At 68.0% G+C, this 11883-nt stretch carries 10 protein-coding genes and 1 pseudogene; 5 read left to right on the top strand and 6 right to left on the bottom strand.

Translation table 11 applies throughout. From position 1 onward, the window contains the following. The first annotated feature begins 83 nt into the window (after positions 1-83). From ACFWZH_RS02180 to ACFWZH_RS02170, 3 genes are all read left to right on the top strand, one after another. A complete protein-coding gene (locus tag ACFWZH_RS02180; RefSeq protein WP_384424374.1) occupies positions 84-701 on the top strand; it encodes a LysE family translocator in 618 nt (205 codons plus the stop codon). Between the two features lie 1564 nt (positions 702-2265). Further along, positions 2266-2781 (top strand): RDD family protein, encoded by a 516-nt coding sequence (locus ACFWZH_RS02175; RefSeq protein WP_384424372.1) that lies wholly within the window; start codon positions 2266-2268, stop codon positions 2779-2781. Between the two features lie 106 nt (positions 2782-2887). Next, complete coding sequence (locus ACFWZH_RS02170) at positions 2888-3109, top strand: hypothetical protein (RefSeq protein WP_384424370.1); 222 nt, start codon at positions 2888-2890, stop codon at positions 3107-3109. Between the two features lie 363 nt (positions 3110-3472). Here ACFWZH_RS02170 and ACFWZH_RS02165 read toward each other — a convergent pair whose 3' ends face one another. Both ACFWZH_RS02165 and ACFWZH_RS02160 read right to left on the bottom strand, forming a co-directional pair. Then, the gene (locus tag ACFWZH_RS02165; protein WP_384424633.1) at positions 3473-3742 is read right to left on the bottom strand and encodes a DUF5958 family protein; all 270 of its coding nucleotides are present in this window, start codon (positions 3740-3742) and stop codon (positions 3473-3475) included. A 35-nt stretch (positions 3743-3777) separates the two neighbouring features. After that, positions 3778-4533 (bottom strand): helix-turn-helix domain-containing protein, encoded by a 756-nt coding sequence (locus ACFWZH_RS02160; protein ID WP_384424369.1) that lies wholly within the window; start codon positions 4531-4533, stop codon positions 3778-3780. Positions 4534-4803: 270 nt separating this feature from the next. Between ACFWZH_RS02160 and ACFWZH_RS02155 the strand changes: the two genes are divergently transcribed. Together ACFWZH_RS02155 and ACFWZH_RS02150 are read left to right on the top strand one after the other, a co-directional pair. Then, positions 4804-5466 (top strand): DUF4097 family beta strand repeat-containing protein, encoded by a 663-nt coding sequence (locus ACFWZH_RS02155; RefSeq protein WP_384424367.1) that lies wholly within the window; start codon positions 4804-4806, stop codon positions 5464-5466. 217 nt (positions 5467-5683) lie between these two features. Then, on the top strand, positions 5684-6919 hold the full coding sequence (locus ACFWZH_RS02150) for a serine hydrolase domain-containing protein (protein WP_384424365.1): 1236 nt from the start codon (positions 5684-5686) through the stop codon (positions 6917-6919). 458 nt (positions 6920-7377) lie between these two features. Here the strand turns inward: ACFWZH_RS02150 and ACFWZH_RS02145 are convergent, their stop codons facing one another. From ACFWZH_RS02145 to ACFWZH_RS02130, 4 genes and pseudogenes are all read right to left on the bottom strand, one after another. After that, on the bottom strand, positions 7378-7752 hold the full coding sequence (locus ACFWZH_RS02145; protein ID WP_384424363.1) for a hypothetical protein: 375 nt from the start codon (positions 7750-7752) through the stop codon (positions 7378-7380). A gap of 224 nt (positions 7753-7976) precedes the next feature. Beyond that, on the bottom strand, positions 7977-8993 hold the full coding sequence (locus ACFWZH_RS02140; RefSeq protein WP_384424361.1) for a helix-turn-helix domain-containing protein: 1017 nt from the start codon (positions 8991-8993) through the stop codon (positions 7977-7979). A gap of 390 nt (positions 8994-9383) precedes the next feature. Continuing rightward, positions 9384-10316, bottom strand: a complete 933-nt coding sequence (locus ACFWZH_RS02135) for a LysR family transcriptional regulator (RefSeq protein ID WP_384424360.1) — start codon at positions 10314-10316, stop codon at positions 9384-9386. Positions 10317-10731: 415 nt separating this feature from the next. Further along, positions 10732-11847: pseudogene (locus ACFWZH_RS02130) on the bottom strand (UDP-N-acetylmuramate dehydrogenase); the annotation flags it as partial. Positions 11848-11883: the final 36 nt, after the last annotated feature.

Genomic DNA, 11883 nt, shown 5'->3' with positions numbered 1-11883 from the left:
CACGAGGCAAGAACGCAAACATCTTCGCCCGAATCGAACCTAATCTTCCCCCTCGAAGCAAGGAACGCGAGAGGGAACGACCGATGGATACGACGACCGTGGCGGCTTTCCTGGCAGTGGATCTACTGCTGGTGCTCACGCCCGGTGCGGACTGGGCCTACACCATCTCGGCCGGGCTGCGGGACCGCTCGGTCGTCCCGGCGGTCGCCGGGCTGATAGCCGGATACGCGGGGTACACACTGCTCGCCGTGGCCGGCCTGATGGTGATCGTGGCCGGCTCGGCCACCGTTCTCACCGCGCTGACCGTCGCCGGAGCCGCCTACCTGGTATGGCTGGGCTGGGGTGTCCTGCGCCGGCCGGCCGTCCTGGGCGCGTCCACGCAGGCCATGGCCTCCTCGCGCGGGCAGATCATGCTCAAGGGCGCCGGGATCAGCGGCCTCAACCCCAAGGCGCTGCTGTTGTACTTCTCGCTGTTCCCGCAGTTCATCGACCCCGCCGGAGACTGGCCCACCGCCGCGCAGACCGGGCTGCTCGGCACGCTCCACATGACGGCCTGCGCCCTCGTCTACCTCACCGTCGGCGTCCTCGCCCGCACCGTTCTGAGGACCAGGCCCTCGGCGGCGCGGGCCGTCACCCGCGTCTCCGGTGCCATGATGATCGCCATCGGCGGGTTGCTGCTGGTGGAACGCCTGGCCGGCTGACGAACCCGCCTCACCCGTCCACCGACCGCGAGGTCCTAGGCGCCCATCATCCGCCGGACTGCGGACCGTCGATTTCGCCGACTGCCTCAGGGCATGTGCGGGGCAGGGCCAGAGGTGCTCGGGGTGTGCGTAGTGGTGCCCGGTCCCGTTCCTGTAGTGCCTTCCCCGGCCGGCGGTGTGTGCCGCGGACCCTCACCGTGGTTCGTCGGCGGCGGCTTACTGGGCGCGGAAGGCGGCGCTACGTACCTGCCCCGCTCACCGCACTTGGCTTCGGTCTTGCCGTCAGCGTATCCACGGCTCCAATTCGCTTCGTATCTGGCCAGCACGACTCCCTTGAGGTCGGGTGGCGCGGCGTGGCGCCGTTCACCACACAGCTTTCCGACGTAATAGCCGTCGTTGTAGCCGTAACCACGTTCGTCTTGCGACGGGGCCATGGCCACATTTCCTGGGGCCGGCGCAGCCGAGGCCTGAGTGGCTACGGCCGGCGGTAGTACGAGAGCCCCGAAGAACACCGGGGCGAGCAGCGCGAGACAACGCTTGCGGCGCATGGTCTCCTCCTCTCCATCACGAGAGCGGGAACCTCAGCCCGGAACGCCACCCTGTGCGGACAGGCTCACTGCCGGCGCACGAGAGACCTGACCTCACTCTCGACTCACTCTCGGCCTTGCTCAACCGTGGGGGCAGGTGACGTCAGGACCGTATTTGTGCTGCGGCATCCAGAAGTTTATGAAGCCCTTGCAGTTGAACTTTGGAGGAGCAGGGTGGGCATGCGGCCGCGTCTTTCGGCAATTCTCCTTGTCGCATATGAATCCGGGTTTGCTGGGCGCGCCGGGCTTCACCCAACGACCGCTCCCGTCCCAACTGCGGTCCTTGCCGCTCTTGCCGCCCGGGTCGCTTCCGCCTGGCGCGTCATGGGGTGTGACCGGGCTCGCGGGCTGGCTGTGAGTCGGGGGCGGCGGCGGGTCGGCGGCGAATGTAGGGGTGGCTCCACCGAAAACGGTGACCGCCGAAAAGGCGGTGAGCGCGGCGATTCTGCCGAATCGCTGCGAGAGGGCCATGGCCATACGCCCTCACCTCGATTGATTTATCCGAGTGACGATGCGATTTCGGCCGGTGACGACCAATTCCCCCCGTTTTCCCGCACAGCCATGCTACGCCTGCCCCAAGGACCGCACCGACGCCATTTCGCACGACCGGCGACGCGCGCCCAGCGGGCCAACTCCCGGGCAACGAACGGGCTTTGCCCCCAGCCCCCAGCCCACCCGTACCCCCGTACACCCGTACAGGACGGAATGCGAGGTGGCCATCGACTGGGCGGGCTTCGGGGAGACGGTTCCGGCCCTACTCGGCCACCGAGACCCAGGGGCGTCTTCGCACAGGGCCATGGCAGGATGCCCCCGCATGAGTTCCGGCAGACGGACATCTACGCGAGGGAGATGACCGCTGTCCGAATGATCAAGCGGTTTACGAAGAACCAGGGCGGCCGGGCCGCTTCTGTTCGCCCCAGCCGTGGCCGGAAGAACGACCACGTGATCGAAAGCGTGGAAGAAGGATGCTCGGACGTATGTCAGCGGGCGACGGCCTCGAAACCGACCTCGGCTCCTCATCGCTGCCCTGGATGGTGGTCGGATCCCGTTCGCTCCCAGGCTCGCCCGCCGACATCATGCGGCGGGGCGCGGCCGTGGCCATCGACACGGTCATCGCCGTCGTCGTCGTACTGGGCCCGCTGATCGCCCTCGACCGGATCCTCGTCGCTGCCTCGCTGGATGACGTCTGGCTGCCCGCGGCCGCCGTGTGGTCGCTCAGCTTCCTGCTGCTGTATTCGCCGCTGAGCGTGTCCCGCAAGGGCGGCACGGTGGGCAAGCGGCTCCTCGGCATGGAGGTCGTCCGGGACGCCGACGGTGCACGACTTGCCTACGGCGCCGCGCTCGTGCGCCACCTCGGCAACCTCGTGACGGCCGCTGTCCCGGTGCTCATGGTCGCCAATGCGACGGTGACCAACCTCAACGCGAAGAGGCAGGGCCTGCACGACCGCCTGGTCGACAGCAGGGTCGTCATGCGGGCGCCGGAGCAGCCCTAGCCTCACCTCGCTCCCGAAGCGGTGGCTGCCGTCCGGGGCCGGTGCCGAGGCATCGGGTGTGGACGACCACAGCCAGCCGGATGCATGTAGGCGCATACTGGGGGCAATGACAAAGCCCGCTGCACCGAAGCGTCACTTGCCTACCAGTCCCTTCAAGGCCCCGGCCACGCCGGCCCCCAAGCACTTCGCCATGGGCGACCAGGTCACACACGACATGTACGGCCTCGGCCGGGTGATCGGCATCGAGGACGGAATCGCGGCGCTCGTGGATTTCGGCTCGACGCAAATGCGGATCTTGAGCCCGTACGCCAAGATGACCAAGTTGTAGGACCGCTGTGCCCGGTCACGGCATACCAGGCCCTCTCAGGGGCCTGTAACGAAAGGGAGATCCCTCATCGATCCGACGTCGCTGTTCTCCGCCCTGGAAGGGCAACCCCGCTGCTCCACCGCAGCGTCGCCGCCTCCGACGACAAACCCCTTCCAGGCCCCGGACTTCGGGGAAGACGAAACCCTCCTGCTCAAGGAGGTAGACGGCCCCGCCTCGTAACGGCCGTTCGGCCCCCTACGAGCACCCCTTCGACCAGCAAAGAAGCAGGTCACCGAGGTCCCAGCAAGCCAAACAAGCCCAACAAGACCCGACAAGACGGGCTGAGGCGGGCTAAGACAGGCCAAGACGGGCCAAGAAGTAACCCTAGGTCGGGCCCTGTGGCCGACCTGACAAGTTGTGCCACTCATGGCCGCACCCGCCGGCGCAGTGCAGCGTCCGCCTGCGGGTGTCGGCGATGCTGAAGAGGGCGACGAGCAGGCGGAATGCCTTCGTGAGTTCACAGGCCGGAAGTCGGTCCATCCCGAAGTGCCACTTGGTGAGCATCACCGCCGGCGTGTGGGTCGGGTGCGTACAACACGGACTCCCCCCAGCCGATGCGGCCGACGGTAACTCACGACCACTCGTGATCAGCACGCCTTTTACGCGTTCCACGTGCCTGCCCCCGTCGTCTACGCGCGATCTGAACGCGGCGTGGCGGCGCCGTCCGGGGTCGTTGGGGTTCTGGTGTAGAGGACCTCGCGCCCCTGCTCCGCGGCGCGGATGAGCCCTTCGCTGACGAAGTCGAGGAAGCGGGCGGCATTCTCGAGGCGGGTGGCGGCCGGGGTGCCGTGGCCGAGGACGCCGATGCCCCGCCGCGCGGTCTCGATGAACTGGTCGTTGGCCCGGGCGCTGCGGACCATCGCCTGGTACCAGAGGTCGTCGTCGACGACGTAGCGCTCGCGGCGGCGTTCGTCGCGTTCCCGGCGGACGAGGTCCTGGCTCTCCAGGAAGGTGATCGCCTTGGAGATGGACGCCGGGCTGACCTGGAGGCGCTGGGCGAGTTCGGAGGCGGTGAGGCTGCCGGTGTCGGTGGTGTACAGGCAGCCCAGCACCCGGGCCATCATCTTGGGCAGGCCCGAGGTCATGTAGACGGTGGTGAGGGCCTCCTGGTAGTCGCGTACGGCCTCGGCGTCGCGTCCGTAGGGTTGCGGGAGAGCCTGTGCCCCCGGGGGCACGGCCTTCTTGTGGCGGTGGGTGCGCTGCTGGGTGGCGCGGTGGGCCAGGTCGGCGCGGTAGTCGGCGGGGCCGCCGTTCCGCATCACCTCGCGCGTGATCGTGGAGGTCGGGCGGTCGAGACCGCGGGCGATCTCGGCGTAGGCCAGGCCGTCGGCCAGCCCCACCGAGATCTGCTGACGCTCCTGCTGGGTGAGTCTGCCTCCCGGCATCACGACCCCCTTCATGCCCACGGGTGCTCCATGGCGCTGCTCGTGTTCCCTGACGCCTCCACCATAGCGTTCACCTTCAACACATTGCAACGATCACCTCTCTCAACGTTGCATTAATCGAGAGAACGTTGCAACGATTGATAGGCCCTCACCTGCACAAACGCCCTCTCACCGCAAAGATCTCATTGCACGAATATGGAAAGCAACGTAGCGTTTCCAGCGTTCGGAAACTAGCGGCCGTAAGGCGCAGACAGAGCAGAGGAGAGCACGATGCAGAAGTTCGACACCCCCGCCCCGATCTCCGCCGTCCTGGACATCCCCGCGGGACGCGTGCAGTTCATCGCCGCGGACCGGGCCGACACCACGGTCGAGGTCCTGCCCGCGAACGCCTCGAAGGGCCGCGACGGGAAGGCAGCGGAGCAGACCACGGTCGCCTACGCCGACGGAGTCCTGCGGATCGAGAATCGGGCGAAGGAGCAGTACTTCGGCCCCTCCGGATCCATCGAGGTGACGGTCAAGCTGCCCGCCGGTTCCCACGTCGAGGCCAAGGCGGCCAGCACCGAGCTCCGGACCGTCGGCCGCCTCGGCGACGTCGCCTTCGAAGGCGCGTACCGCCAGATCAAGCTGGACGAGGCCGCGAGCCTCCGTCTCACTGCGGTCGACGGCGACATCGAGGTCGGCCGGCTGGGCGGGGCCGCGGAGATCAGCACCACGAGGGGCGACATCCGGATCGCCGAGGCCATGGGCGGCACGGTCGTGCTCAGCACCCAGTCCGGCGACATCACGGTCGGCGCCGCCGCCGGCGTCTCGGCCGCCCTGGACGCCGGCACCGGCCACGGCCGCATCAGCAACGCCCTCAAGAACGACGGCACCGCCGAACTCGAGATCCGCGCCACCACGCCCCACGGCGACATCACCGCCCGCAGCCTCTGACCGCTCCCTCCAACGGAGCACCCTCAACGCCCCCGGCCAACGGGGCACCTGCGAACTCGCGAACGCCATGGCCGCCGCGCCGCGGAGCCGTCCTGCACGGCGAACCCAGCACGACCACCGCCCGGACCCACCCGAACGACAGCCACCCAAACCTCACCGCGCCACCCACCCACTCCCGCCCCCACCCACCCATACACCCCACAAGGAGCACACAGCCATGTCCCTCAACCTCACCGGCCAGCAGAGCGGCTTCTCCGAAACAGGGCTGCGCAGAGTCCGCGACGTGCTGGCACGGCACGTGGAGTCCGGAAAGATTCCCGGACTCGTCGCCCTGGTCAGCCGGGGCGGTGAAACACACGTCGAAGCGGTCGGGACGATGCGCCACGACGGTGGCGCGCCGATGCGCCGGGACACGCTCTTCCGGATGGCTTCGACGACCAAGCCGGTCACGATGGCGGCGGCGATGGTCCTGCTGGACGACTGCCGACTGCGCCCGGACGACCTGGTACAGGAGTGGCTGCCGGAGCTCGCCGACCGGCAGGTGCTCAAGCGGGTCGACGGCCCGCTGGACGACACCGTGCCGGCGCGGCGGCCGATCACCGTACGGGACCTGCTGACCTCCACCTTCGGGCTCGGCATGGATCTGACGGCGCTGGGCACCCCGATCATGGACGCGGTCTTCGAGCGGGGCGTCTTCAGCCAGGCAGCGCTGCCCGCGCCGGACGAGTGGATGCGCCGACTGGGCACGCTGCCGTTGATGCACCAGCCCGGGGAGCACTGGCAGTACCAGATCAGCCACGATGTGCTCGGCGTGCTCGTCGCCCGGGTCACCGGGCAGTCGTTCGAGACGTTCCTGCAAGAGCGGATCCTGGCACCGCTGGGCATGAAGGACACCGGCTTCCATGTACCCGCCGGCAAGATCGACCGGCTGCCACCCTGCTACATGCCGAACCCGCAGACCGGGGAGTTCACCGTGTGGGACGAGGCGTTGGGCGGGCAGTACAGCGCCCCTCCGGCGTTCCAGTCGGGCGGCGGCGGTCTCGTCTCCACCGTCGACGACTACCACGCCTACTTCCGGATGCTGCTGAACAACGGGACGCACGACGGCGAACGCATCCTGTCCCGGCCGGCCGTGGAGCTGATGACCACCAACTGCCTCACCCCCGAGCAGCAGGCCGCCCGCAACGCCCTGGCCCGCAACAACGTCCACATCTCTTTCGGCCAGGGCCAACACGGCGGCTGGGGCTACGGCATGGCGGTACGCACCTACCGCGGCGACTACGCACCGATCGGCCAGTTCGGCTGGGACGGCGGTACCGGCACCAGCGCCTACGCCGACCCGCACAGCGGGCTCGTCGGCGTCCTGCTCACCCAGGTCGGGCTGTCCCTCCCGGCCCCGGCACAGCTCATCCACGACTTCTGGACCACGCTCTACCAAGCGATCGACGACTGACACCCTGACACCGACGTCTGACACCGACGAGTGATGCCCCTGGCGGCACCACCGCGAGTTGCCTCTCCCCCGCCCGTCCACCGGGGCACCCCGGGGAACCACGGGGCCCCGGGGAACACCGGCCGATCGCGGCACACGGACAAGGCGAAGGCCCCCGACCGAACTTCCTGGTCAGGGGCCATTTCGCTGCGCTGAGCTGCCGAGGCTGTGGGATGTGAACCCACGGTGACGTAGAAGCCGCCGGACGCCATGTCTTGGCCGGAGGCTGGTCGCGCATCTTCCGCAAGGCCGCCCTGCCCAACCAGTCCTTCGCCGTACCACCCGAGATCGAAAGTAGCCACCCGCCTGGCAACAGCCCAGCTCAATGCCCGTGCCTGCCCATGGATTTGGGCCAGACCCGCCCCACCGACCCGGCGCTTACGCCGCCGCTCTGAGTACTGCCTTTGAGGAATCCAGCACTAGCAGGTCGCGACCTCCTTCGAGCCGGGAACGGTGACATTGGCGGCGTACACCCAACCCTCAGCGTTCGTGCCGGCGACCTTGGCGTAGATCCACCAATTCGACCCGTTGAAGTGTTCGCAGTAGAGGTCCATCTTCCAGGAGGACTTGAGGGTGACGACCGTGCCGCAGCTGGCGGAGGGGCCCGTCCTCATCACCACGGTCCTGGTCGAGTCCGCGTAGCCGATGTCCGCGTCCTTGTTCGGGTGTGCGACGGGGACACATCCGGCAGCCGCAGCAGAAGAAGCAGAAGCTTCAGGAGCTGCCACCGTCAGCGAAGCCAGGACGACGGCGGGCGCAGCGATCGCCAGCCACCTGCGGGGATTCTTCTTCACTCAAGATCTCCAAAGTGCCTTGTGCGGAAACGTGTGTGGTGGACGCAAGGGGGCTCCGCACCCTTGCTCTGTCTGAGTTGAGGATCTCGGAATCTCGCCGAAGGGTCGCTAGCAGCCAGTCCACAAGTTCCTTGGCAGTAAGTAACCTCCGGCAAATCGACATTCAGGCGCCTGACCCGGCAAAACGGGCTGGGCGAGGGTGCTTCCATCTCCGCCGGGTGCAGCTACCGGCGTGCCGTCAGCCCGGATCCGGGGGCTGTCAGCTGGACAGCTGTGCTGGCGCCAAGTCGCTCGTGGCTATGGAGGGCCTGGTGCCGGTGGTCGGTGGGGGTGGTGCCGTATGCGGTGCGGTAGGCGCGGGTGAAGTCGGCCGCGCGGGGGAAGCCCCAGCGGGTGGCGATGGCGTGGATGGGGACGGCGTGGAGTGCCGGGTCGGCGAGGTCGCGGCGGGCGGCCTCCAGGCGCAGGCGACGGATCCACGCGGCGACTGTGGCGTCTTCGTCCCGGAAGAGGCGGTGCAGATGGCCGGTGGAGATGTGGTGCGCGGCGGCGATCGTGGTTGGGGTGAGCTGCGGGTCGTGCAGGTGCTTCCGGATGAACGACTTGATGCGCAAGGTAAGGGTCCGCTGGTGGGTCTCCGGGGGGAGGCAAGGGCCGGCATCGAGTATGTGGGCGAAGAGCGCGGCGACCAGATCGGTCACGACCGTGCCCAGCCGGGGCCCGTCGGAGGGCTGGTACGGGGCCGGGTCCGCGGTCAGCTGGGTGAGGAACTGCGCCAAGAGCGCCCCCATCCCCTCCTGGGCCGACACCGGCGCCCCGACCACCCGGGCAGCCATGTCACGCGGCAACGGCAGCAGGGCCTTGGGAACCTCCACCGCCACCGTCGCGACCCCGGTGCTGTGGATCTCGCTCGGCAGCGAGGTGGAGGTGATGAACAGGTCCTGCGGCTTGTACGCGGTTTCCCGGTGCCGCCACACACCTGCCGCGGTCCCGCTCAGGACCAGCGACAAACTGTACGTCTCGGGATCGGACTGCCGGATCATCTTCGGCGTACGCCGGAAGACCTGCGGCGCGAAAGCAGCAGACCAGACAGTGACGGCACCGAGATCCAACACGCGCTGAGAAGCCCGGAAATCGTCAGCGCAGTCACTGCGCAGCTCCATCGGCGCATGAGTACGACCCAACAACTCGACCCAGTAGTCGAACCGCTCCGCCGCAGGAACCTCCGCACTCCGGAACACCCTCTCGTCCAACAACTGTCGTTCACCGTCCCTGAAACCGCTGGTTGAAGGCCCTCCCCCGATGACGGTGTCCTGGACGCCACCGTTCCACTCCCCGACGGCCAGGTGCCGAAGTAGCACCCGACAGCACGAGCCACCGGACACGACCTAACGGCCTGAGCCGGGGATTCCTTGGCAGAGAAGAACCACGCCTTCAGCAAGGGCAACAAGGCGCATGCCGACAAGACCTTCCGCTACGACATGCAGCAGGTATGCAAGTGGCAGCGGGGGCCTTACCCCGACTTCCAGCGAAAGGGATGTCTGAAAGGTGTGCCTTGGAGGGTGGCGCCGGACAGAGCCGGACCGGCCCCCCTTTCAGGGGCTGCGCGCTGGCCTTGAACCGTTTCGCCACTATCTGTTGATGCTGCCGATTGTCACTGCACCGGCGGTGCGGATGTAGGCGCTGAGGGCACGCAGGAGCGAGCGGAAGGCGTGGGTGGGGGGTCGGGAGGCCGACCAGGCGAGCAATGCCGTGCACGGGGGCAGGTCGGTGACGGGGATGAAGCGGACGCCAGGCCAGGGCATGAGATCCCGGCTGCTTTCAGAGACGAAACGGATGCCGTTTCCCAGACTGGCGAGGGAGACGCAGGCCTCCAGCGTCGTCCCTGTCTGGTCGGTGTACCGGACCGGTGTCCCGTCGGGGCGGGGGTCGGCAGCCCAGAAGTCGCGCCATTCCCTGCGCGACTCGGGTGGGAAGCCGATGACAGGCTGGTCGGCCAGATCCGCGAGGGTCAGGGCTTCACGGTCCGCCAGTGGATGGGTGTTGGCCAGGCAGGCGAAACGAGGTTCGGTCGCCAGCTGAAGCGTCCGGATCCCTTCGGGCATGGGCCCGTAGCACGCAACCCCGTGTACCTCCCCCTCCAGCACCACGCGCGCCTGCTCGAGGGGGCTCACGGCGCGCCACTCAACTTCGGGAAGCGCATGGCGTTTACGCAGTTCCTCGACGAGGATCCGCAGAGCGGGCAGGCCGGAGACGTAGCCCCCGAGAATCACCCGGTCCGGTGCCGCTGGGTGCGCTTCCGTCTCTGCGGCGCCGCGAAGGGCGTCGACGGCGTCCACCACGGTCCGCATGCGCGGCAGCAACGCCACCCCAGCCGGCGTGAGCTCCACCCTCCGCGTGGACCGCTCCACGAGCGGCATCCCCAGGTGCTCCTCAAGGGCGCGGATCTGCCGGCTGAACGCGGGCTGACTGATGAACAGCCGCCTGGCCGCGCGTCCAAAATGAAGTTCCTCTGCCAACACCAAGAGCAGGCGCAACTGATGCGCACTCGGATCCGTGGTCATGAATCCCCCCTGTGGACGGCTCACTCGTCCGCGACTTATGCAGGAGAGGGTATCAGTGGCTCATTCAGCCACACTCCTGCGCGGGGGCCATGCCATTGCCGCATCGGTCGCAAAAAGCCAGCACTTCCAGGCAGTTGAATGGGAATGATTACATCCGTCACTCATCCATGGGGCATTGGGCACGACTCTCAGTGCAGCAGCGCATGAACCCATGCGAAAGAATAGGAACCCCAAATGGGTGGCACGTTCATCGCCGGCAGCTCTCGGGGATTTTCTGAGAACGTCGGGCCCGAGCCGTTCCCCGAAGTCGTTGAGGCGGCGTAGGCCGACTTCACCTTTCGAAGTAGTGGCCGTCCGCCACCGCGGCCCCCAGCGCACGGTCGCGATCGAGCGACTCATCCATAGGCTGGAGACATTAGGGCAGCCCGTCGGCGAACGGCTGTCGGAGACCGCGTTGCCCGCGGCCTTCGGGGACGCCCTCTCCATGACGCCAGTCGCCGAGAAAGTCGATCTCTGGCACGAGGCGTATGCCGGTTCGCTCCAGAACCCGCTGGACGACGACGCCAATGGCTTCAGTGAACCCTGCCGCGCTCGCACCCTCGTCGGCGACCAGGGTGTGGTGCAGGTGCGAGACGCGTACGCCCTCGGCAACCGGGCTGCCGAGACCGAAGCCGGCCCGCCGCATCAGCCAGCTCGCACTCACCCTGGTCGAGCCGTCGGGAAAGTAGTTGAGCGACGCGCCCTCGTCCTGGAGCCACCTCGCATGGGCCGGAGACACTTCAGGGCTGAAGAAGACGCTGCCGACCGTCCGGCGGTCGGCGTCGGAGCACCCCAGCACCATGCCCTTGCCCCTCCGGACGGCCAGCACCGCCTGGACCGCCTCGGCCGGCGGCACTTGGCTGCCGACCGGCACCTCGAGCCGCTCGGCGACGGCACGGTAGGTGAGCGGGGCACCGAGCGCGGACTTCCGCAGGGCGAAGACCACCGTCAGCAGAGTCCAGCGACTGGAACCCTTGAAGAGGCTGGTGCGATGCCCGAGCCTGCAAGTCGCCGCGTCGAGGGTGACGCGGCAGCCTGCTACCCAGTCCCAGGCCGTCACCTCGACCAGCACGTCGGAGATCTCCTGGCCGTACGCGCCGACGTTCTGCACCGGTGTGGCGCCGACGGTCCCGGGGATGCCCGCGAGCATCTCCATGCCGATCAGCCCGTGACCGACGGTGGTGTCGACCAGGTCGGACAGGCGGTGGCCGGCCTGTACCTCGACCAGGGTCCGGCCGTCGGCCGTCTCCCCTACGAACCGCACGCCTCTCGTGTTCATCCGCAACACCGGCGACGAACAGCCCGCGTCGGAGACCAGCGCATTGCTGCCTGACCCCAGACTTGTCGGCGCGCCGGGGAAGGCGTCAGTGAGCGCGACGACCTCGGGGAAGTCGGCCAAGTCCTCAAGATCGGCGAACACCGCCGCCGGGCCGCCGATACCCAGGGTCGTCTTTGGGGCAAGCGGTAACCCGTGCGTCACTCTCATGGACGTGGTGTCCTCTCGACGGTGATGAGCAACGTGCCCCCG

It is taken from the genome of Streptomyces sp. NPDC059008 (assembly GCF_042749045.1).
In the GTDB taxonomy this organism is placed as follows: domain Bacteria; phylum Actinomycetota; class Actinomycetes; order Streptomycetales; family Streptomycetaceae; genus Streptomyces.
Note: the sequence above shows the minus strand (reverse complement) of the source record. Positions and strands in the feature narration are given on the sequence as shown.